General features: G+C 69.0%; 27 protein-coding genes. 17 read left to right on the top strand and 10 right to left on the bottom strand.

Annotation, left to right across the window (positions count from 1 at the left end; translation table 11 throughout):
• Positions 1-283 precede the first annotated feature (283 nt).
• Entirely contained in the window at positions 284-2053 is a 1770-nt protein-coding gene (locus ACFYO0_RS43420) for an Imm49 family immunity protein (RefSeq protein WP_388687315.1), read from the bottom strand.
• 195 nt (positions 2054-2248) lie between these two features.
• Positions 2249-2635 (bottom strand): MerR family transcriptional regulator, encoded by a 387-nt coding sequence (locus ACFYO0_RS43415; RefSeq protein ID WP_386353943.1) that lies wholly within the window; start codon positions 2633-2635, stop codon positions 2249-2251.
• An 83-nt stretch (positions 2636-2718) separates the two neighbouring features.
• Here ACFYO0_RS43415 and ACFYO0_RS43410 point away from each other — a divergent pair, with 83 nt between their 5' ends.
• The 3 genes from ACFYO0_RS43410 (at position 2719) to ACFYO0_RS43400 (ending at position 5861) form a co-directional block, all read left to right on the top strand.
• Positions 2719-3606, top strand: coding sequence for an NAD(P)-dependent oxidoreductase (locus ACFYO0_RS43410; RefSeq protein WP_388687400.1), 888 nt, complete (start codon positions 2719-2721; stop codon positions 3604-3606).
• A gap of 456 nt (positions 3607-4062) precedes the next feature.
• Positions 4063-4740, top strand: coding sequence for an RNA polymerase sigma factor (locus ACFYO0_RS43405; RefSeq protein WP_388687313.1), 678 nt, complete (start codon positions 4063-4065; stop codon positions 4738-4740).
• Positions 4737-5861, top strand: coding sequence for a CU044_5270 family protein (locus ACFYO0_RS43400; RefSeq protein ID WP_388687311.1), 1125 nt, complete (start codon positions 4737-4739; stop codon positions 5859-5861). Before ACFYO0_RS43405 ends, ACFYO0_RS43400 begins: the two co-directional genes overlap by 4 nt.
• Before the next feature lie 22 nt (positions 5862-5883).
• On the opposite strand, the gene ACFYO0_RS43395 is transcribed toward ACFYO0_RS43400, so the two are convergent.
• The 6 genes from ACFYO0_RS43395 to ACFYO0_RS43370 all read right to left on the bottom strand — a co-directional run bounded on the left by ACFYO0_RS43395 (position 5884) and on the right by ACFYO0_RS43370 (position 11720).
• Entirely contained in the window at positions 5884-7353 is a 1470-nt protein-coding gene (locus ACFYO0_RS43395; RefSeq protein WP_388687309.1) for a sensor histidine kinase, read from the bottom strand.
• Complete coding sequence (locus tag ACFYO0_RS43390) at positions 7350-8084, bottom strand: response regulator transcription factor (protein ID WP_388687307.1); 735 nt, start codon at positions 8082-8084, stop codon at positions 7350-7352. Before ACFYO0_RS43390 ends, ACFYO0_RS43395 begins: the two co-directional genes overlap by 4 nt.
• Before the next feature lie 113 nt (positions 8085-8197).
• A complete protein-coding gene (locus ACFYO0_RS43385) occupies positions 8198-8416 on the bottom strand; it encodes a hypothetical protein (RefSeq protein ID WP_388687305.1) in 219 nt (72 codons plus the stop codon).
• A 52-nt stretch (positions 8417-8468) separates the two neighbouring features.
• Positions 8469-9683, bottom strand: coding sequence for a S1C family serine protease (locus tag ACFYO0_RS43380; RefSeq protein WP_388687303.1), 1215 nt, complete (start codon positions 9681-9683; stop codon positions 8469-8471).
• Positions 9684-9858: 175 nt separating this feature from the next.
• Positions 9859-10878, bottom strand: a complete 1020-nt coding sequence (locus ACFYO0_RS43375) for a LacI family DNA-binding transcriptional regulator (RefSeq protein ID WP_386353820.1) — start codon at positions 10876-10878, stop codon at positions 9859-9861.
• Positions 10879-10901: 23 nt separating this feature from the next.
• On the bottom strand, positions 10902-11720 hold the full coding sequence (locus ACFYO0_RS43370; RefSeq protein WP_388687302.1) for a winged-helix domain-containing protein: 819 nt from the start codon (positions 11718-11720) through the stop codon (positions 10902-10904).
• Between the two features lie 247 nt (positions 11721-11967).
• Between ACFYO0_RS43370 and ACFYO0_RS43365 the strand changes: the two genes are divergently transcribed.
• The 9 genes from ACFYO0_RS43365 (at position 11968) to ACFYO0_RS43325 (ending at position 18519) form a co-directional block, all read left to right on the top strand.
• Positions 11968-12846: an alpha/beta hydrolase gene (locus tag ACFYO0_RS43365; protein WP_388687300.1), complete on the top strand. Its 879-nt coding sequence runs from the start codon at positions 11968-11970 to the stop codon at positions 12844-12846.
• A gap of 49 nt (positions 12847-12895) precedes the next feature.
• Entirely contained in the window at positions 12896-13150 is a 255-nt protein-coding gene (locus ACFYO0_RS43360) for a MoaD/ThiS family protein (RefSeq protein ID WP_033324387.1), read from the top strand.
• Positions 13151-13476: 326 nt separating this feature from the next.
• Complete coding sequence (locus tag ACFYO0_RS43355; RefSeq protein ID WP_388687399.1) at positions 13477-14679, top strand: hypothetical protein; 1203 nt, start codon at positions 13477-13479, stop codon at positions 14677-14679.
• A 338-nt stretch (positions 14680-15017) separates the two neighbouring features.
• Positions 15018-15767, top strand: a complete 750-nt coding sequence (locus ACFYO0_RS43350; RefSeq protein ID WP_388687298.1) for a DUF2993 domain-containing protein — start codon at positions 15018-15020, stop codon at positions 15765-15767.
• A 233-nt stretch (positions 15768-16000) separates the two neighbouring features.
• A complete protein-coding gene (locus ACFYO0_RS43345; RefSeq protein WP_352376456.1) occupies positions 16001-16084 on the top strand; it encodes a putative leader peptide in 84 nt (27 codons plus the stop codon).
• A gap of 154 nt (positions 16085-16238) precedes the next feature.
• Positions 16239-17084, top strand: coding sequence for a sulfurtransferase (locus ACFYO0_RS43340; RefSeq protein WP_386353810.1), 846 nt, complete (start codon positions 16239-16241; stop codon positions 17082-17084).
• A gap of 37 nt (positions 17085-17121) precedes the next feature.
• Positions 17122-17409 (top strand): DUF1416 domain-containing protein, encoded by a 288-nt coding sequence (locus ACFYO0_RS43335; RefSeq protein ID WP_033324392.1) that lies wholly within the window; start codon positions 17122-17124, stop codon positions 17407-17409.
• Between the two features lie 433 nt (positions 17410-17842).
• Entirely contained in the window at positions 17843-18109 is a 267-nt protein-coding gene (locus ACFYO0_RS43330) for a DUF3099 domain-containing protein (protein WP_165343081.1), read from the top strand.
• Positions 18110-18135: 26 nt separating this feature from the next.
• On the top strand, positions 18136-18519 hold the full coding sequence (locus tag ACFYO0_RS43325) for a VOC family protein (RefSeq protein ID WP_388687296.1): 384 nt from the start codon (positions 18136-18138) through the stop codon (positions 18517-18519).
• Between the two features lie 6 nt (positions 18520-18525).
• Here the strand turns inward: ACFYO0_RS43325 and ACFYO0_RS43320 are convergent, their stop codons facing one another.
• The gene (locus tag ACFYO0_RS43320; RefSeq protein ID WP_388687294.1) at positions 18526-18888 is read right to left on the bottom strand and encodes a DsrE family protein; all 363 of its coding nucleotides are present in this window, start codon (positions 18886-18888) and stop codon (positions 18526-18528) included.
• A gap of 278 nt (positions 18889-19166) precedes the next feature.
• Between ACFYO0_RS43320 and ACFYO0_RS43315 the strand changes: the two genes are divergently transcribed.
• From ACFYO0_RS43315 to ACFYO0_RS43300, 4 genes are all read left to right on the top strand, one after another.
• The gene (locus tag ACFYO0_RS43315; protein WP_388687292.1) at positions 19167-19742 is read left to right on the top strand and encodes an FABP family protein; all 576 of its coding nucleotides are present in this window, start codon (positions 19167-19169) and stop codon (positions 19740-19742) included.
• Positions 19743-19823: 81 nt separating this feature from the next.
• Positions 19824-20642, top strand: a complete 819-nt coding sequence (locus tag ACFYO0_RS43310) for an RNA-guided endonuclease InsQ/TnpB family protein (RefSeq protein ID WP_388687290.1) — start codon at positions 19824-19826, stop codon at positions 20640-20642.
• A 208-nt stretch (positions 20643-20850) separates the two neighbouring features.
• Entirely contained in the window at positions 20851-21318 is a 468-nt protein-coding gene (locus ACFYO0_RS43305) for a Fur family transcriptional regulator (protein ID WP_388687289.1), read from the top strand.
• A 34-nt stretch (positions 21319-21352) separates the two neighbouring features.
• Complete coding sequence (locus ACFYO0_RS43300; RefSeq protein WP_388687287.1) at positions 21353-22327, top strand: YgfZ/GcvT domain-containing protein; 975 nt, start codon at positions 21353-21355, stop codon at positions 22325-22327.
• A 20-nt stretch (positions 22328-22347) separates the two neighbouring features.
• On the opposite strand, the gene dtd is transcribed toward ACFYO0_RS43300, so the two are convergent.
• Positions 22348-22773, bottom strand: a complete 426-nt coding sequence (gene dtd, locus ACFYO0_RS43295) for a D-aminoacyl-tRNA deacylase (RefSeq protein ID WP_388687285.1) — start codon at positions 22771-22773, stop codon at positions 22348-22350.
• Between the two features lie 168 nt (positions 22774-22941).
• Between dtd and ACFYO0_RS43290 the strand changes: the two genes are divergently transcribed.
• The gene (locus ACFYO0_RS43290; protein ID WP_388687397.1) at positions 22942-23631 is read left to right on the top strand and encodes an aerial mycelium formation protein; all 690 of its coding nucleotides are present in this window, start codon (positions 22942-22944) and stop codon (positions 23629-23631) included.
• The last annotated feature ends 91 nt before the right edge of the window (positions 23632-23722 follow it).

Below are 23722 nucleotides of genomic sequence, written 5' to 3'. Positions count from 1 at the left end.
TGTCGTTCGTTCCTCTGCCGGGGGAGAACGGGGGAACGCATGTCCGGGGCGGAGTGATCTCACTCCGCCCCGGACATACGGACGACTGGGTGGCCCGAGGGGGGAGAGCCCGGGCGGCCGGTTCGCGGCGTCAGAGGGCCACGAGATCGATCGGCTGGTTGTCGGCGTCGTAGGCGTTGCCGTCCCCGTCGCGGAAGACCGTGCCCTCGGTGCCGCCCTCGGCCATGGCCTTGACCGTCTGTTCCACCTCGTCGACCCCCTCCGCTCGGGCACGCGACGGGCTCTAGAACGGCTCCGCCGCCAGCAGCACCCGCGTCGGCAGATACGGGGACGTGACCCGGATGTTCCAGCCCCGACGACGCGCATGGCAGGTCAGCGCCAGGATGTCCAGGTTGATCACGGCGTCGCAGTCCGTTGCGCGGTCGGCGACCCGGTGGTGGTCGCGATGGGCTTCCAGAGCGTCGAGAAGAGCGAGGTTGAAGCTTTCCTCGTCGCCCTCGACGAGTTGGGAAAAGAGGACGGCCGGGGGCGGGAGGAAGGTCTGGTTCTTCGCCTTCTCGTAGTCCCGTAGCGCGCGGTCCGTTGCGGGTTCCGGGTCCTCGCCGCGCAGGTAGTCGTGCAGGGCCTCACGGTACGAGGCGAAGAGGGACCCGTCCTTGCGGGCGCGCGTCGGGCCGGCGAGGACCAGCGGTGCCAGGTCCTCGCGGCGGCCCGTGATCAGGGCGAAGTCGACGGCCTTGTGCCAGGAGTCCGGCGCGGCTTCCTCGTCGAGGCCCGCGGGATACCTCACCGTCGTACCGTCGATCGTCAGCTCGACGTCGGCGCCGGGTTCCGCGAGGGTCGTACGGAAGAGCGCGGCGCCCAACTCCGCGGCGAGCCGCAGGTTTCCGAGCTGGAGGTCCGTGACGTCGGCGGAGTGCGAGGCGCGGGTCTTGAAGAGGATCTCCTGGTCGGTCATCGCGTGCGCCAACTGCCAGACGGCGAGCCGCTCGCCGGGCGCCGGCGTGAAGGCCTCCCTGGTGAACCGCTCGAACTGGGCCGCGCTCTCGAGGGTCAGCGGCTGCGGATCCACGGGACGTTCGAACTCGACCACACCGTGGGCCAGTTCGATGATCGCGTCCGCGCGCCGGTCACGGCCGTACGGACCCACCCTCGGCGGCGCGGTCTCGAAACCGGTGACCAGCGCGTGCGGGAGGTAGTCGGTGTCGACGGGGAGCGGCCAGCCCTCGCGGCGGTGGGCGAGGGCCGTCAGGGCGAGGGGGAGAAGCGGCAGCAGGGTGCTCGGGGAAGCGCTCTGGCCGGGGAGGGCGGCGTGCGGAAGGAGGAGACTCACGACCGCGGTGCCGAAGGCTTCCTGGTCGCCCACGGTGAGGGCCCGCAGGGCGTACAGCGCGGTGGTGTGTGGCCGGTCGAGCAGGTCTTCGGTCACCTCGGCGTCCAGGAGCCAGATTCGGGCCAGTGCCGCGTTGATTGCGGCCAGCTTCTCCTCGCGGGACGGGGGGTGGTTCGTGTCGTCGTCTCCGGTGTCGCCGATGACGTATGCCATGAAGCCGTTGATCAGCTCGGCGTCGGGGCATCCGGCGTTGCCCTTCTGGGGTTGTTCCCGGGCGAAGTGGAATGCCTCGCCGTGCCATTGGGCCTTGTCGGCGAGAACGGCCAGGCAGAAGGCGTCGAGCCACTGAGCAGCGGTGACCGACTCGGCGCTGCCCTCGGACCCGGCGTCGTAGACCATGCCCCAGTTGACGTAGTTGAGGAAGACCTGGAAGTGGTTGTGCGGGTAGTACGCCGCGTACGCCACGGTTCCGGCGGCGGCCTCGGCGGCGTCCTGCAGCACCGCCTTCGCCTCCGGGGTGTGGAGATCAGGCGTCTCGACAGAGAGCGCACCCAGGTAGTCGACGAACTCCTCGGCCAGCGTCCACCACTCGTACGACGTCACCGGGCCGGCCTTCGACATCGACCGGACCTGCGAGCCGATGCGGTTGGTGAAGTCCTCGCGTACGGCCGAGACCGCCGCCTCACCGACCCGGTGCCGCTCTATTCGCTCCACTCGCACTGCCCGCTCCCCCTGTTCAAGGCCCCAGCCTAAATCGCGTCGGCAGCGGTCTTTCTGCGGGGTGAGCTCCGGCGTCAGGTCGCCGGGACCGCGGCAGGCGTCCCAGCCCGTACGACACTCGTCGTCCCGCCCGTCAGGGCGCGGACCAGTCCGTCCTGGTCCAGCGGCGGGATCCATGTCCGGAGCGGGGTGAGATCACTCCGCTCCGGACATACGGCTGTCCCGTGGCACCCGCCGTTCGGTGGCCTCGACGTAGTCACGGAGCGCCTGGCGGGAGCGGGTGAGGGTGTCGATCTGTTCGTCCAGCGCGCGCAGGCGTGTTCTTAGGCCTTCCAGGAGCTCGGGGCAGGGCTCGAGGTCAGGAGCCGTGCCGGTGACACAGGGCTGCAGGAACCTGATTTCCTCGGTCGACAGTCCGGCGTCGAGCAGCTTCCTGATCTGCGCCACGGTCAGGACGGCGTTGTCGGCGTACTCGCGGTAGCCGCTGGCGCCGCGGCTCGGCTCGAGCAGGCCCTGTGCCTCGTAATAGCGCAGTTGATGCGCGCGGACCCCGGTCTTCCGGCTCAACTCCCCGATCAGCACGCTCAATCCCCCTTGACCTTCATACCAGTATGAACGTTGAGGATTCTTCCATGACTGCCAAGCCACTTGGAGGGGAGCACATGATGAAGAATCGCGATGCAAGCCACACTTCCGTGACGGTCATGGGCCTGGGGCTGATGGGCCAGGCGCTGGCCGGAGCGTTCTTGCGCGACGGCTACCCCACGACCGTGTGGAACCGCACGGCGGCGAAGGCCGGCCAGCTTGTCGCCAAGGGCGCGAGGCTCGCCGACTCGGCCCGTGACGCTGTCGCGGCCAGTCCGCTCGTGGTCGTCTGCGTCTCGGACTACGACGCCGTGCACGAACTCCTCGATCCGGTGGGCGAGGTCCTCGACGGCCGGGTCCTGGTGAACCTGACCTCGGGAACCTCGGCACAGGCCCGCGAGACCGCCGAGTGGGCGGCACGGCAGGGGAGCACCTACCTCGACGGCGCGATCATGGCCATACCTGAGGCCATCGGCACGGCGGACGCCGTCATCGTCTGCAGCGGGCCGCGGGCTGCCTTCGACCGGCACGAGTCGGCCCTGAAGAGCCTCGCCGCGGAAACGACGCACCTCGGCGACGACCACAGCCTGTCGGCGGTGTATGAAGTGGCTGTGCTGAGCCTGATGTGGAGCATCGGGAACGGCTTCCTCCAAGGTGCCGCCCTGCTCGGCGCGGCGGGGGTCGACGCCGGGACGTTCGCCCCGCTCGCGAAAAAGGGGATCGAGACCGTGAGCGACTGGCTGCCCGCTTACGCGCAACAGATCGACGACGGCGCGTACCCAGCCCTCGACGCCACCATCGACACTCAACTGGCCGCGATGGACCACCTCATCAACGAGAGCGAGTTCCTCGGCGTCAACGCCGAACTCCCAAGGCTCATCAAGGCGCTGACCGACCGGGCAGCGGCCGAGGGACACCGCGACAACGGCTACGCGGCGCTGATCGAACAGTTCCGCAAGCCTTCATGACCGGCTCAGATTTCGACGCCGGGGGCCGCGGACGCCCCCGCCAAGCGGATCATCGCACCGTGCCGCGGCCCTCTGCCGGTGGCAACGTCACCTCGCCGCCCGATCGTCTCGTGCACCGGGCCCGGGCCGTATCTCATAATGTCGGCGGTGGCGCGAGGCGCGTTGAAGCTCGGAGAACCGTGGCGTGGCGTTCATGAGCACCCCGCACTACTGCTTTCTGTGACCGGGAGGCATTGAGGGCGATGCCGGACGGCGTCGCCCTCTTTGGTGTGCGACGGCGGCGAGAACCAGATCTGACCGGTGGGCGACATCCGTCGCGCGATCACCAGCGAGTCCTCAACGGGTGGCCATGACCAGTACTTCCCCACCAGACCCCAACCACCCCAACCACCTTGTGACGCACGTCACGGGAAGGCGGCACCTCCTGCCGTACAGCTCATAGAGGTGACCACTCATATGCGAACCCGGGTACGGGCCGGGGATTCGAGCGCTTACGCCGAGCTCTTCGACACGTACTCCCGCGCGGTCTACAACCACGCGTTCCGGCTGACCGCGGACTGGTCGACGGCCGAGGACGTGATGGCCGCGACCTTCATGGAGGCGTGGCGGCTGCGGGACGGAGTCGACCCCGAGGGCGGCTCCCTACGGCCCTGGCTGCTGGGCATCGCCACGAACACGGCGCGCAACCAGTACCGCAGCAACCGGCGCTACCGCCGCGCCGCGAACGCCGCCGCTGCGGCGGAACTCTCCGTGCCCGACCATGCCGAGGAGGTCGCCGACCGCGTCGACGACCGGCGCCGCCTCGCCACCGCCCTCACCGCGCTGGCGGCCCTGCGTAGACCCGAGCGCGAGGTCATCGCGCTCTGCCTGGGGGAGGGACTCGACTACGAGGCAGCGGCGGAGGCGCTGGGCATCCCGGTGGGCACCGTCGCCTCCCGGCTCTCCCGGGCCCGCAAGAAGCTGCGCGCGATCGCCGAGGCCCAACTGGCGCGTCCCAAAAGCGACTTGGGTCGCCCCGCTCCCGAAACCGCACTCGAGAAAGTTCGTGGAAAACGGGAAGGCCCCCGCCCCGCCCGACAGACAAGAGGCGATCACATGAACGCGATCCGGCCCGCACAGGAAGGAAACCGATGAACGCGAACACGTCCCGGCAGCACCCTGCCGAGTGGGACCAGGAGGCACAGCTCCTCTCCCAGACGGCGCGTGACCTGCCGACGGGCCGCCACGAGTTCCACAAGGAGCGTCTGATGGCCCAGATCCACGAGCAGATCCAGCGGGAAGAGCGGGAAGAGCGGGAAGAGCGCACGGGGGCCACGGCGGCGCCCGGGAAGACACGGCGATTCCGGCTGCCGCGCCCGGCGATCACGCTGCCCGCGATGGCGGCCGCCCTGTCCGCGGTGGTCGTCGCCGGGATGGTGACACTCGGCGGTGGCGAAGGGGTGCGGGAGAGCGGCGTCGCCACCGGCCCGGCCCTGACCACCGACCTCGGTACCGCGACCACGAAGGGAGTGCCCCAGCTGATCGACCAGATCTCACTGGCGGTGGCCGAGAGCGACCACCCGACCGTCAAGCCCGGCCAGTACATCTACATCGAGTCCGTGCTGGCCGACACCTTCCTGAAGACCGTCGACGACAAGACCAGCCTGGCCAGCCACGAACTGCACCGCCGCCAGATCTGGAACTCCCCGGACGGCGTCAAGGGCTGGCTGATCGACCCCGCCGTCAACGACAGCCCGGAGGGCGAGACCCTGAGCCTGCCCGACGAGCAGGGCAACACCCCGAAGGCGCATCTGGGCAGCCCGTCGTACGACTACCTGGCCAAGCTGACCACCGACCCCGACGCACTGCTGGCCAAGATCTACAAGGAGACCAAGGGGCAGGGGAACTCCCCCGATCAGCAGGCCTTCACCACCATCGGTGACCTGCTCGGTGAGAGCTACCCGCCGCCGGAGCTCTACTCGGCACTGTTCGAGGCCGCCGCCAGGATTCCGGGCGTCGTCGTCGTCGACGACGCGGTGGACGCGGCCGGTCGGCACGGGGTGGCGGTGGCCCGGCTGGACGAGACGAGTGGGCAGCGCGAGGAGTGGATCTTCGACAAGAAGACCCATGTCTACCTTGGCACGCGCAGCGTCCAGGTGAAGCAGCTCAAGGGAGAGGAAGCCCTGATCAAGCCCGGCACGGTGATGTTCACCATGGCCATCAAGAACCGCGCCGTGGTCGACGGCATGAAGCAGACACCGTCACAGGCGGGCTGAGACCGGCCCTACCCGGCCCGCCTCAGTCCAGCATGGGCGGCGGTGTCGGAGCGCCGGGCAACCGGATGGTCGCCACCGTTCCGCCGCCCTCGGCCGACGTCAAAGTCACCTCGCCGCCCGCCTGTTGGACCGTACGTGCCACGATCGACAGGCCCAGGCCCGAGCCTGGCAGGGCGCGGGCTGACGGGGAGCGCCAGAAGCGGTCGAAGACGTGAGGGAGGTCTTCGGTGGGGATGCCGGGGCCGTGGTCCCGGACCGTCAGTTCGCCGGCCTTGAGGTTCACGTCGATCGTGGCGCCGTCCGGGCTGAACTTCACCGCGTTGTCGAGGACGTTCACGATCGCCCGCTCCAATGCCGTCGGTTCGGCGCGTACGTACCAGGGCTGGAGGTCCGCCGTGATCGTCAGTTCCGGGCCACGCAGGCGGGCGCGGCGCAGCGCCGACTCCACCGTTTCCTGGAGGTCCAGGATCTGGACGCGGTCACCCTGCTGGCCCGAGTCCGAGCGGGACAGCTCCTGCAAGTCGCCGATCAGGGACGCCAGTTCGCTCATCTGGGCCTTCACGGAGTTCAGGAGCGCCTTGCGGTCCTCGGGCGGGATCGCCCGGCCCGTCTCCTCGCTGCGGCTCAGGAGTTCGATGTTCGTACGGAGTGAGGTCAGGGGCGTACGCAGTTCGTGGCCGGCGTCCGCGATCAGTTGCTGTTGCAGGTCGCGGGACGAAGCCAGCGAAGCCGTCATCGAGTTGAACGAGCGCGAGAGGCGCGCGATCTCGTCCTCGCTGTCGTCCTCCACCGGGATGCGGATGGTCAGGTCTTCGGTGCGGGCTACGTGCTCGACCGCGTCCGTGAGTTGGTCCACGGGGCGGAGACCGGCGCGGGCGACCCAGAGGCCGGCCACTCCGGCGCCCACCACTCCGATACCGGAGACGGCGAGGAGGAGCAGGGCCAGTTCGTTGAGGGTGGACTCGGTGCTGTTGAGGGGGTAGGCGATGAGGAGGGCGGCGTCGTCGGACACACTCGGGGTGCTGGGGCCCACTGTGACCACCAGGGGCACCGTCAGCACTCGTACGTGTTTGCCGTCCTTGTCGGTGCCGTCACGGAATTGCCCCTTTCCCGACTCGATCACGTCGGTGTCACTGTCGGCGACCGTCACTTTGCCCGCGGAGTTCGAGTAGACGCAGGAGGTGTTGTCCGACGTGACCAACTGGAAGTAGTAGTCGTTCCGCTGCGGGAAGCCCGGCGTGTCCGACGGAGTGTCGGTGCAGTGGTCGAGAAGCGACTGGACCGTGCGAATGTCCTGCGGCTGCGACCTCTCCGCCTTCGTCGTCAGATCGTCGTTCAGCTCGTCATACAGCTTCCCCTGCACAACGAACCAGCAAGCCACCGAAACCGCCGCCACCGCGAACGCCACCGCCGCCGCCACCAGCAACGCCAGGCGCGAGCGAATCGGCAGCGACCGGACGCGCCGTACGAACCTTGCCGTTCCCTTCGTCACTCCGCGCCGTCCGATCGCAACACATACCCCACGCCCCGCACCGTGTGCACGAGGCGCGGCTCGCCGCCCGCCTCGGTCTTGCGGCGCAGGTACATGACGTACACATCAAGGGAGTTGGAGGCGGGCTCGAAGTCGAAGCCCCAGACGGCCTTCAGGATCTGCTCGCGGGTGAGGACCTGGCGCGGGTGCGCCATGAACATCTCCAGCAGCGTGAACTCCGTGCGGGTCAGCTCCACCTGCCGCCCGCCCCGTGTGACCTCGCGTGTGGCGAGGTCCATGCGGAGATCGGCGAAGGAGAGGGCCTCGTTGTCCTGAGCGGCGCCCGCCACGGACGCCGCGTACGAGCTGCGGCGCAGCAGGGCGCGGATACGGGCGAAGAGCTCGTCGAGTTCGAAGGGCTTGACCAGGTAGTCGTCGGCGCCGGCGTCGAGCCCGGTCACGCGGTCGCCGACCGTGTCGCGGGCGGTGAGCATGAGGATGGGCGTGGTGGTGCCGGCGCCGCGCATCCGGCGGGCGGCGGTCAGTCCGTCCATGCGGGGCATCTGGATGTCGAGGACGACCAGGTCGGGCTGGTACGCGGTCGCCTTCTCCAGCGCGTCCGCACCGTCGACGGCGACCTCGGTGTCGTATCCCTCGAAGGCGAGGCTGCGCTGGAGTGCTTCACGCACCGCGGGCTCGTCGTCGACGATCAGGATGCGCTGGATGTCACGGTCGCCTTCGGCGGAGCTCATCGGAGTTCGTTCCTCGGGTGGGATAGGTGGTGGGGGCCGGTTCGAGCCGCCTTCAGCGTCGCACGTTTCCGGGAACGTTTGCGGCGTCGTACGGATCAAGCTCGTAAACCGGCTCAACTCCGCACGGCAAGGCGGCGGGCCGATGCCCTGCGTGCGGGCCGGGCGGCGGTGACGGGCGCCGGGGCCACCTCGGGCGCCCGGGCGAGCGGCGGGTGCAGGGCGCGGGCCACATCGAGGGCGAGGGCGAAGGCGGCGGGGTCGGTGATGGCGGGCAGGGCAGCCTCGCCTGCCGCGCCGTGCGACACCTGCTTGATCGATACGTTCCTGGTCATGGCGACCTCCAAGGTCGTCCGGAGCTGCTGAGTGGCAGCTCAGTGGGGTGGCTCAGTTGTCCGAGCCGCCCGCGCGCAGCGTGTCGAGGTCGGACTTGACGGTGTTGATCGGGATGGCGAAGCCGAGGCCGGCGCTGCCCGCGCTCGCCGAAGTGGCCGAAGCCGGCGAGTACATCGCGGAGTTGATGCCGATGATGTTGCCGTTCATGTCGATCAGCGCGCCGCCGGAGTTCCCGGGGTTGAGGGAGGCGTCCGTCTGGAGCGCCTTGTACGTCGTCGTCGACGAACCGGTGTCACCGTTGAACTCCTGGCCGCCGAAGCCGAACGGCCACTGGTCGTTGCCGCCGCCCTGGCCCTGACCCTGCCCCTGGTCCTCGTCTGTGGAGACGGTGACGTCGCGGTCGAGCGCGGAGACGATGCCGCTGGTGACGGTGCCGGTCAGGCCCTCGGGAGAGCCGATCGCCACGACCTCGTCGCCCACCTTGACGCCGTCGGAGTTGCCGAGCGTCGCGGCCTTCATCCCGGAGGCGTCCTTGAGTTTGATCAGCGCGAGGTCCTTCTTGCTGTCGGTGCCGACGACCTCCGCGGAGTACGCCTTGCCGTCGCTCGTCCTCACCTTGATCGAGTCGGCGCCGGAGACGACGTGGTTGTTGGTGATGATCTCGCCGTCGCTGGTGATGATCACGCCGGACCCGGTGGACTCGCCCACCGCGGAGGTCGCGTTGATCTCGACGATGCTCGGGCTGACCGCCTGGGCGACCCCGGCGACGGTGCCCTTCTGGCTCGTGGGCACGACGCTCGTGGTGGTGCTGGTCGTGGCGACGTCGTTGCCGCCGCTCAGCTCCTGGAAGGCGTACGCGGTGCCACCGCCCACGGCCGCGGCGGCTATCGCCACGGCGGCCAGCAGCGCCAGCGGACCCCGGGCGCGCCTGCGGCGGGTGGCGCCGGCCGAGACAGGCTCCGTGAGGAGAGCGGTGGGGGCGGCGGCCTGCTGCGACGGGTCGTGCGCCGGGGCCGCGGTGTGCGTCGGCTCGTGTGCCTGCGCCGCGTTGTGCATGGGTTCCGGCGCCGCGTTGTGCGTCGGCTCGTACGCCGGCGGGTCGTACGCCGGCGGAGGCGGCCACTCCGGATTTATGGGGGAGCCCGCGGAGGACCCCGCGAAAGAGGAGTTCTCCTGCTGTGAAGTGGCGTGCTCCTGCTGGGAGTACGCGGACTGCTGCTGTTCGCCCTCGGGGTACTCGCCGTTGCGGCGGAAGCTCTCGGTCATGACTCAGAGCCTGGCCCGCAAGCATGAGAGCTCCCTGAGTCCACCCTGAGAAGCCCGCCAGAACCGCGTTTGCCCGATATAAAGCCGCGGGCCGGTGAAGGTGAAACAAGGGGTTACGGCACGGTGCTGTGACGCAAGCGGCGGCGATGGTCGAAGAACAGCCCTTCCCGCGGAGCTACTCGCAGCCGCAGGACCGGCGTACCACCAGCCGTGAGGGGAAAAGCTTCAACCGCTCCTGGCGAGAGCCGACCCGCACACCGTCGTCGAGGACCAGGTCGACCGCCGCACGGGCCATGGCCGAGCGGTCCGAGGCGACCGTCGTCATCGGCGGATCAGTCAGTGCGGCTTCCTTGATGTCGTCGAAGCCGGCCACCGCCAGCTCGCCCGGTACATCGATACGCAGCTCACGAGCCGCCCGCATCACACCGACCGCCTGGTCGTCCGTCGAGCAGAAGATCGCGGGCGGCCGCTGCGGACCGGCCAGCAGCTTCAGCCCGACCTGGTACGCGTCGTACCGGTTGTAGAGCGCCTCGAAGAGGCGACCCTCCGTGGACTTCCCGGCCTCGTGCATCGCACGCCGCCAGCCCTCGACGTGGTCGGAGACGGGGTCACCGACCGTGGGGGTCTCCGCGACGCCGCCCAGACAGGCGACGTAGTCGTAGCCGTGCTCCAGGAGATGGCGGGTGACGAGCTCGGCGCCGCCTATGTCGTCCGTCACGACCGCGACGTCGTCGATGGCCTCGGGCCGCTCGTGCAGCAGCACCACCCGGGCGTCCCACGCCTCGATCTCGGCGGCGGCCAGATCGTTCAGCGCGTGGCTGACGAGGATCAGGCCGGAGACCCGCATCCCGAGGAAGGCCCGCAGATAGTGGACCTCGCGCTCGCCGACGTAGTCCGAGTTGCCGACGAGCACCATCTTTCCGCGTTCGAACGCGGCCTCTTCGACCGCGTGCGCCATCTCGCCGAAGAACGGCTGGCGCGCGTCCGGCACGATCAGGCCTATGAGGTCGGTCCGCCGCGAGGCCATGGCCTGGGCGACCCGGTCGGGCCGGTACCCCAGCTCCTTGATCGCGGCGAGAACGCGCTCGCGCGTGGCCGGGGCGACCGGCCGGGGTCCGTTGTTGATGACATAGCTGACGACGGCGGTGGAAGTACCCGCAAGTCGCGCCACATCATCCCTAGTCACCTTGGCCACGCGCGGAGTCTACGCGGATGGACCTACCTCTGGGCAGGGCGTACGGCGGCTTCCTCGGCCTCCGTCGTGAGCCCGGCGTCCGAGGTGGCGTCAAGGTGCGCCGTCTCGTCCGCATCATCCGGCTTTGGCCGGTCTGCCGGGGCCTTCGCCTCGGTCGCGGTGCGGTCCAGCTTCTCCGGCGTAACGAATCGATAACCGACGTTCCGGACGGTCCCGATCAGTGACTCGTGCTCCGGACCGAGCTTCGCGCGCAGTCGCCGGACGTGCACGTCGACCGTCCGGGTGCCGCCGAAGTAGTCGTAACCCCAGACCTCCTGCAGGAGCTGGGCGCGCGTGAAGACACGACCGGGGTGCTGCGCGAGGTACTTCAGGAGCTCGAACTCCTTGAAGGTCAGGTCCAGGACCCGGCCCTTGAGCTTGGCGCTGTAGGTCGCCTCGTCGACGGACAGGTCGCCGTTACGAATCTCCATGGGGGAGTCGTCGTTGACGATCTGCTGGCGGCCCATGGCCAGCCGCAGCCGCGCCTCGACCTCCGCCGGACCGGCGGTGTCGAGCAGCACGTCGTCGATGCCCCAGTCGGCGGTCACGGCAGCGAGGCCGCCCTCCGTCACGACGAGGATCAGTGGACAGCCAGGACCGGTCGACCGCAGCAGCTGGCACAGGCTGCGCACCTGCGGCAGATCACGGCGGCCGTCGATGAGGATGACGTCGGCACCAGGGGTGTCGACGAGAGCGGGGCCTTCCGCCGGAGCCACTCGCACGTTGTGCAGAAGCAGGCCGAGAGCGGGAAGCACCTCCGTCGACGGCTGAAGGGCATTGGTCAGGAGCAGCAAAGAACTCATCGTGTCCCACCTACCCGGGTCGTCCTACGGTTGTGCATGGTTCGCTCGCCCATAACGTCTGGTTCCTCCTCGGTCCCTGCGAGGACGTTTACGGCACTGCTTCGAACTCTTTGCGGCTCCCGCGCCCCCGGGTGCCGCGGTTCGCGCTTTCGCGTCGTATACAGCGTTCGTATACATCGCTCCAGAAAGCGCAAAAGGACCCGGGGGCTACGCTGCCCGAGTCCTCATGCCCAGCAGAATAGCCCACATGAACCAAGGTCCGGCAGGTCATGTGACGCGATCTTTTAATCGTCCACTACCTGAGACAGCCCGGCGAGCCGAGCGTCGGAGATTTCTGCGCACGGTCGACGGGGTGACGATCGACGCCATGTACGAGCCCGGAAAGGGCACGTCCGTGCCCTCTTCCGATCTTTCCGGCGAGCTCGCGATCGTCATCGCACACGGTTTCACCGGGGATCTCGACCGGCCACACGTACGCCGGGTGGCAGGCATCCTCGCGGAGCACGCGGCCGTCGTCACGTTCTCCTTCCGGGGCCACGGGGCCTCCGGCGGGCTCTCCACGGTGGGCGACCGGGAGGTGCTCGACCTGGCGGCGGCGGTCGCCTGGGCACGAGAGCTGGGCCACACCCGCGTCGCCACGGTCGGCTTCTCGATGGGCGGATCCGTGGTCCTGCGGCACGCGGCGATGCACCGCCCGGGGCCCGCTCAGGAACAGGTGGGGCGCACAGGAGCGTATACGGACGCGGTGGTGTCGGTGAGCGCCCCCGCTCGCTGGTACTACCGCGGTACGAAGCCCATGCGCCGACTCCACTGGGTCGTGACCCGCCCGCTGGGCCGCACGATCAGCCGCTACGGCCTGCGCACCCGGATCCACCACCGCGACTGGGACCCGGTCCCCCTCTCCCCGGTCGAGTCGGTCCCGCTGATCGCCCCCACGCCCTTGCTGATCGTCCACGGCGAACTGGACGGCTACTTCCCGCTGGACCACCCCCGGATGCTGGCCGACGCGGCGGGCGAGGACCACGCCGAGCTGTGGCTGGAGGCGGGTATGGGGCACGCGGAGCACGCGGCGGACGATGCGCTGCTGGGGCGGATCGGTGCGTGGGCGGCTTCGGCGTCCGGCTAGCCTGGCCGTGTCGACCGTTAACAATGACAAGCATTGATCGAGGAACCTGATGGCACAGGGCACGGTGCGTTACTGGGCCGCCGCCAAGGCCGCCGCCGGCGTGGCCGAGGAGCCGTACGAGGCGGAGACTCTCGCCGAGGCGCTTGACGCGGCGCGCGAACGACACCCCGGCGAACTCGTCCGCGTCCTGCGGCGATGCTCGTTCCTCATCGACGGTGACCCCGTGGGCACCCGCGGACATGAGACGGTACGGCTGGCCGAGGGCGGCACGGTCGAGGTGCTCCCGCCGTTCGCAGGAGGGTGACGGGCATCATGAGCAACCAGCAGTGGGGGTCCCCCCGCTCGAGCGAAGCCGAGAGTGGTGGAGGCTCCCACGAGGGCCACGGCTCCCATGACGGGCACGACTCCCATCAGCAGCAGCCCCGCTGGCCCGGGCAGCAGCCGTCCGACGAGGACGCGCAGCATCAGACCCAGCAGTGGGAGGGGCAGACGTGGGAGACGCAGACGCATGCACGGCCTGCGCGGGTCGTGCCTCCGGCTGCGGCGCCGAACCCAGCTCCGAACCCGAACCCGAACCCGAATCCGAACCCGAATCCGGCTGCGACGCCGGCTCCGGCTCCGGCTGAGCCGGTGTATGGGACGGGGCATGGGTACGGGGTTCCTGGTTCGGGGTGGGATCGCGGAGCTCAGGGGAACGGGGCTCAGGCCCAGGCGTCGGGGTATGGGGCTCCGGTGCCGGCGTCGGACCAGCAGTCCCAGGGGTACGGGGCTCCGGTGCCGGTGTCGGACCAGCGGTCCCAGGGGTATGGGGCTCCGACGCCGACGTCTGACCAGCAGTCTCAGGGGCACGGGGCTCCGGCTCCGGCCCGGGGTCACGCGAACCAAGGCCAGAGCCATGGGTACGTACAGGGGCCCGCGTACGGGGACTTCGCGCCCGCGTCCGCTGCTGCATCCGCACCTTCGCCCATGCCCGCGACTGCGCCCGCTTCGGCGGCAGTTGACGAGCAGGCTGCCGCTGTCCCCGCCTCCGGCCCCACCCCCGCGTACGGGCCGCCCACCCTCACCGGAAACCCCCGGGTCACGGACGCCCAGCGGGCCCGTGCCGAGGGGCGTTCGCCGATCATCGAACCGGGTGGGCAGCCGGCCGTGCTGACGGCGGTACTCGGATCGCTGCTCGCGGGAACGGCGGCGATCGGCGAGTACGCACTCGTCGTCCCGCTGGTGATCCTGCAGGCGGTGACCGCGGCGGGCTGGTTCCGGCTGAACGGCATGTGGCCCGCCCGGCAGGGCATCGCGCTGGCCTTCGCGGGCGCGCTCACGGCGGACGCCGTGCTGCTGGCGGCCGGGCGCGAGAACGCTCCCGCCGCCATCCTCGGCACCCTCGGCGTCTGGGTCCTGCTCACCCTGGTCCTCCAACTCCGCAGCCACGCCGAACCCGACGAGCGCATGTACGGCCTGATGGCCACGGTCGCCTCGGCGGCGCTGGCCATCCTCGCGGCGGGCCACCTCGCGGCGGCCTCGGACGCGGTGACGGTGGGCGGGGCGGCGGTAGCGGCGGCGGTCCTGGCGCGCGCGCTCCCCCTCCCGACGCCGGCGTCGCTGCTCGTCGCCTTGCTGGCGGCAGGGGGTGCGGGCCTTGCGGCCGGCGGTGTGACAGGCCTTGGCACGGGCGGTGCCCTCCTCGGCGCCGCGGCCGGAGCCTGCGCCCTCATCGGCCACCGGGTCGCCAGCTACGACTACCCGTCCCGCTTCGTCCACTTCACAGCGGGAGTGGCCCTGCCGCTGGCGGCGGCGGCTCCGGCGGTCTATTTGCTGGGCAGGGCGCTGGGCTGAGGCGGGAGTTTTCTCGCCCCGCCGCCCCTACCCGTCCCATCCCTGGGGCTGTGCGCCGGACCCCATCGGCCTGAACGGCCTCGTCCTCAAACGCCCGACGGGCTGGTTGATGCGGGCCTGCGCCGGCAAAATTCGGCCACGAAAAATCAGCCCCTCCTGCGTTTGAGGAGCGGGGGTTGGGGGCGCAGACCTCAGAGTCCGCGCCAGGCCTCCCAACCCCCACCTGTCACAGCTGATCGACAACCCGCCCCATCCCCGCCGACCAACCTCCCAACCGAGTTACCCTCGCTCGACGGCCACCGGAAGCCGTCGATGCCGAGGTGGGGGAACACCAAGACATGCGCGCACTGCGAATACTTCTGATCGTCGCCGTCATCCTGGGCGGGCTCTTCGTCATCGCCGACCGCGTAGCCGTCGGCTTCGCCGAGGACGAGGCAGCGGACAAGCTGAAGACCAGCGAGGGCCTGGCCAGCACCCCCGACGTGTCGATCAAGGGCTTCCCCTTCCTCACCCAGGTCGTCGGCGGCGAACTCGACGAGATCGAGGTCGCCATCCAGAACTACGAGGCGGACACCGGCGGCACCGCGCAGAACACCGGCCCCGACAAGATCCGTATCGACGACCTCACCGCCCAGATGCGCGGCGTCGCCTTCTCCGGCAACTACAGCTCCGCCACCGCCGCCTCGGCCACCGGCACCGCCACGATCTCGTACGACGAACTCCTCAAGGCCGCCAAGTCCGAACCCGTACAACTCGCGAGTGGAGTCACCGCCGAGGTCGTCGGCCTCTCCGACGGCGGCAACGGAAAGATCAAGGTCGAGGTCGAGGCCACCGTGCTCGGCGCCAAGCTTCCCCAGCCCGTATCCGTACTGAGCACGGTCAGCGTCGAGGGCGACGTCGTCAGGGCTCGCGCCGACTCGCTCCCCAACCTCGGCGTCCAGCTCGCCGAGGACAAGGCCCGCACGGTCACCGACTTCCAGCAGCGCATCGACGGCCTCCCCGGCGGCATCAAGCTCGACAAGGTCGAGGCAGCACCGAACGGCGTCGACATCACGGTGAAGGGTTCGGACATCACGCTCGTCGGGTAGGAGGGCAGGCGGGTACGACGACCGATGAGCTGACGACGGATGCGCCGTTGTCCGAAAGGCGAGACGCCCCTGTCCGCGAAGCAGCTGTGAAGAAGTCCACGGCTCTGCAATGTCCGTATGAGTGCGACTGAACGGGGCTTCCGCAGCTCTCTCGTCCCACATCGCGGACAATCACGTCTCATCATCCGACACGCCGGTGACATGCCAGCCCCACCCTCCCTACGATCGACCTCATGAAGCGACAGCAGGCGGATCTGACGAAGCGGCGGGCAGTAGACCTGTGCCGTGTCGCCGCCATGCTCTGTCGCACCTTCTGAGCGGAAGCGCCGGCTTCCGCGATCCCCGGGCCCTTTGACGCGCTCACCAGGTCAGGGCCACCCCGTGCGCCACGTACGCCTCCGCTGTCATGCGCGTACCGCACCCACTCATCGACGCACGCCCCCGCCGTAACTGCCCCGGAGGAGAAACAGAATGAGCCGCAGCGACGTCCTGGTAGACGCCGACTGGGTCCAGGAGCACCTGGACGACCCGAAGGTCGCCATCGTCGAGGTCGACGAGGACACATCGGCGTACGAGAAGAACCACATCAAGAACGCCATCCGGATCGACTGGACCAAGGACCTCCAGGACCCGGTCCGCCGTGACTTCATCGACCAGGAGGGCTTCGAGAAGCTCCTGTCGGAGAAGGGCATCGCGAACGACACGCTCGTCGTTCTCTACGGCGGCAACAACAACTGGTTCGCGTCGTACGCGTACTGGTACTTCAAGCTGTACGGCCACGAGAACGTCAAGCTCCTCGACGGCGGCCGCAAGAAGTGGGAGCTGGACTCCCGCGACCTGGTCGACGGCTCGCAGGTGCCGGACCGCGCGAAGACCGAGTACAAGGCCAAGCCGCAGGACACCTCGATCCGTGCCTTCCGTGACGACGTCGTCGCCGCGATCGGCGCGCAGAACCTGGTCGACGTCCGTTCGCCCGACGAGTTCAGCGGCAAGCTGCTCGCCCCGGCCCACCTGCCGCAGGAGCAGTCGCAGCGCCCCGGCCACGTGCCGAGCGCCCGCAACATCCCGTGGTCCAAGAACGCCAACGACGACGGCACCTTCAAGTCGGACGACGAGCTCAAGGAGCTCTACGCCGAGGAGCAGGTCGACCTGGCGAAGGACACCATCGCGTACTGCCGCATCGGTGAGCGCTCGGCCCTGACCTGGTTCGTCCTGCACGAGCTGCTCGGCGTCGAGAACGTCAAGAACTACGACGGTTCCTGGACCGAGTACGGCTCCCTCGTCGGCGTGCCGATCGAGCTCGGCGCCAACAAGTAAGCCCCGACCTTTTCAACTACCCCTTCAGGAGCAGCACATGTGTGGAGCGAAGGCCGGCGGCCCCGACGCCTCGACGATCAAGCCCGGTGAGACCACCATCCAGGGCCAGGTGACCAAGGACGGCGAGCCCGTGGTCGGCTACGTCCGCCTCCTTGACTCGACCGGCGAGTTCACCGCCGAGGTCCCGACCTCTGCGACCGGACAGTTCCGCTTCTACGCGGCCGAGGGCACGTGGACCGTACGCGCCCTGGTTCCGGGCGGCACGGCGGACCGCACGGTCGTCGCCCAGACGGGCGGGCTGGCCGAGGTCGCTATCGCCGTTTAGCTCGATCGTGTGATGGTCGGCTTTCAGGCTTGCGGGGTCTGGTGCGGTGCCGGGTAGTGTCACCAGCGCGATTTGGGATGCCGGGTGTGGTGCCAGCGTGCGGGGCCCCTGTTCCACCAGTGAGATGGTTCAGGGCTTCCCCGTCGCCTCTGGCCGCGTCTACGTGGCCAAGTCGTGAGGGACTCCGCCCTTCCGGGGCCGGACCACGGACACGATCCGTGTCGCCGCCCGGATGCGAAAGTGGATGACCAGTGCGCCCAAGACCGTTCGGGGCGTGCCAGTGTGGGAGTTCACTCTCGCTCACTGCCAAGGAACGGTTGGACGCCACCACTTGTGCGGCTGGGCCGCGCGAGGCGCCTCGAGTGGAAGGGGCCCTTCGGCACACCCCATGCGGGGTGTGCCGAAGGGCCCCTTCCGGATCTACGCTGCTTGTATGTACGCACGACGGCGTCACGCCTACTTCGCCATGATGGGCACGTGCATCGGCCTCTTCGTCCTGGCCTGGGGTGTCGTGCGGCTGTGGTCGATGCCGGTGGCCATCGGGATGTGCGTCGTGGCGATGGTGATTCCGCCCCTCGCGGCCATGGTGGCCAACCGGCGCGGGCCGGAGGACCGCTGGTGGGACGATCCGTCCGGAGACCCGAAGTCGGACGAGTGGTGGGACGAGCTGGACGGCAAGAAGCGGCGGCCTGGACGGTGAGCAGCGCCGCCGCCAGAACAGGCCCCATGACGCGTACGAAGGTGTCCACCGTGGTGCTCGATGCGCACGACGCGCATCAACTGGCCGATTTCTACGTGCGGTTGCTCGGGTACGAGGTACGCGCGGACGAGCCGCACTGGGTGCTCGTCGGGCCCGTGGACGGGGATGGCGTCTCGCTCGCCTTCGAGACCGAGCCCGAGTACGTCCCGCCCGTCTGGCCGACCAGGAAGCCCGGCGACCAGCAGATGATGCTGCACCTCGACATCGAGGTCGACGACCTGGAGGGCGAGACGGCGCGGGCCGTCGCCGCGGGCGCCACGCTCGCCGACCATCAGCCACAGGACGACGTACGGGTGCTGCTGGACCCGTCGGGTCACCCGTTCTGCCTCTGGGTGGAGACGCCGGAGTAGGGCGTATCAGTACACGAGCGCCTGGGTGTCGTCGGCCAGCGCCTCCTGCACGAAGACCTGCGCCCCCGCGATCCGTACGCCCTCCAGCACGTCCTTCTCCGTGATGTCGCGCCGGGCCGCGCACTGTGTGCACAGCGTGAGCCGGCCACCGGCCAGCACCGATTCGAGCAGGTCGGGGAGCGGAGCCGCGTGCGGCAGCTCGAACTCGGCGGCGCGGCCCGGCAGCGCGAACCACGCCGACTCGCCGGTCAGCCAGAGTGAGACGTCCACCCCGCTGGCCACGGCGACCGCCGCCACCGTGAACGCCTGCGAGCACCGCTCGGGAGCATCGGCCCCGGCCGTCACCTTGATCACGAGCTTCTTCGCCATGGTCGAATCGTAGTCGCGTACCTCACGCGCGACCTCGCACGGAGTGCCCGACCACGGCCGCGTAAGCTGGAGCCCGGCTTCGTGTACGGCCCTACGCCCAACCCCGCTCATCCAAGGAGCACCCTGTGCTTGAGATCTTCTTCGAGGTTCTGCTGGTCCTGGTCTGCGTCGGCGTCATCGCCTTCGCCGGGCTGACCGTGAAGAAGCTGTACCAGGGCCAGCGCTGAGCGCCGTCACGGACGCCCCCATCACCCACGTACGAGACTTCTGAGCTGATCATGATCGAGATCCCGTCGGACCTCCACAAGGACCTGGTCCCCCTCGCCTTCCTGCTCGGTAACTGGACCGGCGCGGGTGTCCACGACTTCCCCGGTGCCGAGAAGTGCAACTTCGGCCAGGAAGTCAGCTTCAGCCACGACGGGCGGGACTTCCTCGAGTACCACTCGCGCACGTGGGTCCTGGACTCCGAGGGCAACAAGGTGAAGCCGCTGGAGACCGAGACCGGCTACTGGCGTATCGACTCCGACCGCAAGGTCGAGGTCGTGATGGTCCGTGACGACGGCGTCGTCGAGGTCTGGTACGGCGAGCTGGCCGACAAGAAGCCCCAGATCGACCTGGTGACGGACGCGGTCGCGCGCACGGCGGCCTCGGGCCCGTACAGCGGCGGCAAGCGCCTGTACGGCTACGTCAAGAGCGACCTCATGTGGGTCGGCGAGAAGCAGACCCCCGAGGTCCCGCTCCGCCCCTACATGTCCGCCCAGCTCAAGAAGGCCGTGTCCCCGGAGGACGTCGAACGCTGGGCCAAGGCCCTCCCGGACGACATGCCGGACGACGGGATCGCCTTCTTCAAGTGATTCCACATCGAGCATCACTTGTTTGAGTGAAGGGTGCTGCTCGGCCGGACGTGACACCGGCCGCCGTCCAACTTCGTGATCGTGAAGTTGGTGGTGCGGGTCAAGCTCCTGCCAACGCCTGAGCAGGCGACGGCACTTGAGGCGACCCTGCGTTCCTGCAACGAGGCATCGAACTGGCTGTCGTCCGAGGCATTCGCTCGGCGGGTGACTTCCCGCGCGGGGCTGCAGGTCCTCGCATACGCCGATCTACGTGCGCGAGGCCTGTCGTCGCAGGCTGCGCTACATGTGCTGCGCAAGGTCGCCGACGCGTATTCCGCGTTGAAGGCGCATGCGCGGGTGGGAAATCCGGGCAAGCCGGGCTCGAAGCGGTATGTCAGAGCCACTTCGAAGTCGATCACGTTTCGAGCGGGGGCGGCTCAGCCGTTCGATGATCGCTGCCTGTCCTGGCAGATGGACGCCGCCACGGTGTCGATCTGGACCACCCGAGGGCGGCTGAAGAGAATCGCCTTTACCGGGCACCCGGAGCAGTTGGAGCTGCTGGCCCGCTACCGACGCGGCGAGTCGGATCTGTTGTGCCGGAACGGGCAGTGGTATCTGATCGCGACCTGCGAGATCCCCGAGGTCGAGGAGAACAGCAGGCCGGACGGGTTTGTCGGAGTGGATCTGGGGATCGTGAACATCGCCACCACCTCCACCGGGCGGCGGCACAGTGGACGGCGTTTGAACCGTCGCCGCGAACAGGACCGGAAGCTGCGTGGCAAACTGCAGCGGAAGGGGACCAAGTCCGCCAAGCGGCGGGCGAAGAGGCATGCGGGCAAGGAAGCGCGCCGGGCCCGCGACATCAACCACAAGATCAGTAAGTGCATCGTGGCGTGCCTGCAGATCTTGCGGCTTCGTTGAGCACGCGGATCTGAACGCGTCCCACAACATCGCCGCCCGTGGCTGGTGGATGTGGGTTCGCGGGGCCAGGTCAGTGGCCCCTGCCCTCAGGCTCGTGGCATGAGGGCTGGACGCGGCCGGGCCTCATCGAAGCCATCGATGACCCGAGCTGCAAATCCGGGACAGCGATCTGCTCCTGGGTAGCTGACGTAGCTCTAGACTTTCAGGTGTGGTGAGCACTCGAAGCAGCACCGGAAGCAGTGCCGAAGGCACTGACTGGAAGAGTGATCTGCGGCAGCGCGGATATCGGCTGACGCCGCAGCGGCAGCTTGTGCTCGAGGCTGTGGACGCGCTGGAGCATGCGACGCCCGACGACATCCTCGTGGAAGTGCGGAAGACGGCGTCGGGGGTCAACATCTCCACCGTGTACCGGACGCTGGAGCTCCTGGAGGAGCTCGGGCTGGTGTCGCACGCCCACCTCGGGCACGGGGCGCCCACATACCATCTCGCGGACCGTCATCACCATCTTCACCTGGTGTGCCGGGACTGCCGGAACGTCATCGAGGCGGATGTGTCGGTCGCCGCCGAGTTCACGGCGAAGCTGCGGGAGAGCTTCGGGTTCGACACCGATATGAAGCACTTCGCGATCTTCGGCCGCTGCAAGGACTGCTCGGGCAAGAGCGCGAGCAGGAAATAAAACAAGCAGCTACTCGGTCGTAGGCTGTATGCCCATGAAGAGCCCCCTGCTGTCCCTGCCCGGTGCCGTGCCCGCCGAGGGCGTGGACGAAGGCGTCGCCGCGCACTACGGCGACCTGTTCCGCGAACAGCGTGCCCTCGCCGACGGCGCGGGTTTCGTCGACCTCTCGCACCGCGGCGTCGTCACCGTCTCCGGTGAGGACCGGCTCGGCTGGCTGCATCTCCTGCTCACCCAGCACGTCTCCGATCTCCCGCCAGGCCACGCCACCGAGGCGCTGGTCCTCTCCGCGCACGGCCATATCGAGCACGCGCTGTATCTCGTCGACGACGGGACGACCACCTGGGCCCACGTGGAGCCCGGCACCCAGGACGCGCTGATCGCGTACCTGGAGTCGATGAAGTTCTTCTACCGGGTCGAAGTCGCCGACCGGACGAGCGAGTTCGCCGTCGTGCATCTGCCGGCCGGTTCCATCGCCGAGGTGCCCGAGGGCGTCGTCGTACGCGAGACGTCGTACGGGCGTGATCTGTTCCTGCCCCGCAGCGACCTGGAGCCGTACGCGGCGGACGGTGAGAAGCACGGTCCGGTCGCCGGGATGCTGGCGTATGAGGCGCTGCGCGTCGAGCATCACCGGCCGCGGCTCGGTTTCGAGACCGACCACCGGACGATTCCGCACGAGCTGGGCTGGATCGGCTCGGCGGTGCATCTTCAGAAGGGCTGCTATCGGGGGCAGGAGACCGTCGCCCGCGTCCAGAACCTGGGCAAGCCGCCGCGGCGGCTGGTGTTCCTCCACCTGGACGGCAGCGAGGTGCACCTGCCGCCGCACGGTACGGAGATCCGGCTCGCGGAGGAGGGCCCGGACGGGCGCAAGATCGGTTTCATCACGACATCCGTACGCCATCACGAGCTCGGCCCGATCGCCCTGGCTCTGGTGAAGCGCAATGTGCCGCTCGACGCACCGCTGATGGCGGACGCGACGGCCGCCTCCCAGGAGGCCGTGGTCGAGGTGTAGGGCGCGGTCTGTCGCGGGGGCTACATCTCGAGCAGGACCGTGAACGGGCCGTCGTTCGTCAGCGATACGCGCATCTTGGCGCCGAAACGGCCCGTCGCCACCGTCGCGCCCAGGGAACGGAGCTGGGCGACGACCTCGTCCACGAGGGGTTCGGCGACATCGCCGGGGGCGGCGGCGTTCCAGGTGGGGCGGCGGCCCTTGCGGGCGTCGCCGTAGAGCGTGAACTGGCTGATGACGAGCAGTGGCGCGTCGATGTCGCTGCACGACTTCTCGTCGTCCAGTATCCGGATCGACCAGAGTTTGCGGGCCAGTTGGGCCGCCTTCTCCTTGGTGTCCTCGTGGGTGACGCCCACCAGGACGCACAGCCCTTCGCCGTTGATCTCACCGACCGTTTCGCCGTCGACGACCACACTCGCGCCGTCAACCCTCTGTACCACCGCACGCATACGGACCATCATGCCGTGCGTCGGCTTGACCTCTGTAGGGGGTCTTCTTATCACTCCTTAAGCCTCCATCTGGGGCGTATCGGATGCACTCCGGCTCATAGCAGCCAGTGGGGGTGGCACGATGCATCCACACGCCGGTCGAGGGGACGGTTGAGGCATATGAGCACCATGAGCACGTCGGGGATCGGGCAGTCGCCACCTGCGGTGGCGGGGGGAATCGCGGGGGCTGGGGGAGCAGCACATTCGGGTACGGGGCTTTCGATCACGGCGCCTCCGGTGGGGGTGCGTCCGCCCGCGCAGCGGACGGACAGCCCGCCGGTCGAGCGCGATCTGTCGGGGCTGGGGCTGCCCGAGCTGCGGACGATGCGGCGCGGCGCCCAGCGGGACGAGGCGGACCTCAGCTATGTACGGCGGCTGGTCCAGGGGCGGATCGACATCCTGGGGGCGGAACTCGGGCGACGGGCAGAACCCGCCCCGGCACGGCCGTCCGCCGCGGCACCGGTTGCCGAGGGAGAATCGGCCGGCTCATCCATCTCTTCCGTTGTGGAGCGGCTGTCGGAGATCCTGACGGACGCGCCCGCACGGCAGCGTTCGTCGGCCCGGCACGTCACGCTCGGCACGCCGCACAGCGAGGAGTACCGGCGACTGGCCGCTGACATGCTCGCGGAGGTGGAGCTGTCCGATCTCGGGGCCCGCACGGATCTGGAGCTGAACACCGCGATGGCGCGCCTCGTACGGTACGAGCAGCAGGTCTCGCGCCGGCGCCGGCAGCTCCAGCGAACGGCCGACGACTGCAGCGCGGAGATCGCGCGCAGGTATCGCGAGGGCGAGGCACACGTGGACGACCTGCTCGTCTGACGCCGGGTGTTCCGACCCTTCTGAGCCGTGCCGCCCGTACGAGTGAGGATTATCGGCTTGGCTCGGCTGCTCGGCCCGAGTTACCCGGCGT

The organism is Streptomyces sp. NPDC006365, assembly GCF_042870755.1.
GTDB classification, from domain to species: Bacteria; Actinomycetota; Actinomycetes; order Streptomycetales; family Streptomycetaceae; genus Streptomyces; species Streptomyces xiangluensis.
This window is presented reverse-complemented; position numbering and strand designations above follow the sequence as displayed.

Bases quoted from the DNA above. Each gene is read 5' to 3' on its own strand.
- ACFYO0_RS43350 (WP_388687298.1), top strand. From the start codon at position 15,018: ATGCGCGCACTGCGAATACTTCTGATCGTCGCCGTCATCCTGGGCGGG.
- dtd (WP_388687285.1), bottom strand. From the start codon at position 22,773: ATGCGTGCGGTGGTACAGAGGGTTGACGGCGCGAGTGTGGTCGTCGAC.
- ACFYO0_RS43380 (WP_388687303.1), bottom strand. From the start codon at position 9,683: ATGACCGAGAGCTTCCGCCGCAACGGCGAGTACCCCGAGGGCGAACAG.
- ACFYO0_RS43405 (WP_388687313.1), top strand. From the start codon at position 4,063: ATGCGAACCCGGGTACGGGCCGGGGATTCGAGCGCTTACGCCGAGCTC.
- ACFYO0_RS43360 (WP_033324387.1), top strand. From the start codon at position 12,896: ATGGCACAGGGCACGGTGCGTTACTGGGCCGCCGCCAAGGCCGCCGCC.
- ACFYO0_RS43300 (WP_388687287.1), top strand. From the start codon at position 21,353: ATGAAGAGCCCCCTGCTGTCCCTGCCCGGTGCCGTGCCCGCCGAGGGC.
- ACFYO0_RS43340 (WP_386353810.1), top strand. From the start codon at position 16,239: ATGAGCCGCAGCGACGTCCTGGTAGACGCCGACTGGGTCCAGGAGCAC.
- ACFYO0_RS43315 (WP_388687292.1), top strand. From the start codon at position 19,167: ATGATCGAGATCCCGTCGGACCTCCACAAGGACCTGGTCCCCCTCGCC.
- ACFYO0_RS43325 (WP_388687296.1), top strand. From the start codon at position 18,136: ATGACGCGTACGAAGGTGTCCACCGTGGTGCTCGATGCGCACGACGCG.
- ACFYO0_RS43330 (WP_165343081.1), top strand. From the start codon at position 17,843: ATGTACGCACGACGGCGTCACGCCTACTTCGCCATGATGGGCACGTGC.
- ACFYO0_RS43400 (WP_388687311.1), top strand. From the start codon at position 4,737: ATGAACGCGAACACGTCCCGGCAGCACCCTGCCGAGTGGGACCAGGAG.
- ACFYO0_RS43320 (WP_388687294.1), bottom strand. From the start codon at position 18,888: ATGGCGAAGAAGCTCGTGATCAAGGTGACGGCCGGGGCCGATGCTCCC.
- ACFYO0_RS43410 (WP_388687400.1), top strand. From the start codon at position 2,719: ATGAAGAATCGCGATGCAAGCCACACTTCCGTGACGGTCATGGGCCTG.
- ACFYO0_RS43390 (WP_388687307.1), bottom strand. From the start codon at position 8,084: ATGAGCTCCGCCGAAGGCGACCGTGACATCCAGCGCATCCTGATCGTC.
- ACFYO0_RS43385 (WP_388687305.1), bottom strand. From the start codon at position 8,416: ATGACCAGGAACGTATCGATCAAGCAGGTGTCGCACGGCGCGGCAGGC.
- ACFYO0_RS43365 (WP_388687300.1), top strand. From the start codon at position 11,968: ATGAACCAAGGTCCGGCAGGTCATGTGACGCGATCTTTTAATCGTCCA.
- ACFYO0_RS43345 (WP_352376456.1), top strand. From the start codon at position 16,001: ATGAAGCGACAGCAGGCGGATCTGACGAAGCGGCGGGCAGTAGACCTG.
- ACFYO0_RS43335 (WP_033324392.1), top strand. From the start codon at position 17,122: ATGTGTGGAGCGAAGGCCGGCGGCCCCGACGCCTCGACGATCAAGCCC.
- ACFYO0_RS43290 (WP_388687397.1), top strand. From the start codon at position 22,942: ATGAGCACGTCGGGGATCGGGCAGTCGCCACCTGCGGTGGCGGGGGGA.
- ACFYO0_RS43370 (WP_388687302.1), bottom strand. From the start codon at position 11,720: ATGAGTTCTTTGCTGCTCCTGACCAATGCCCTTCAGCCGTCGACGGAG.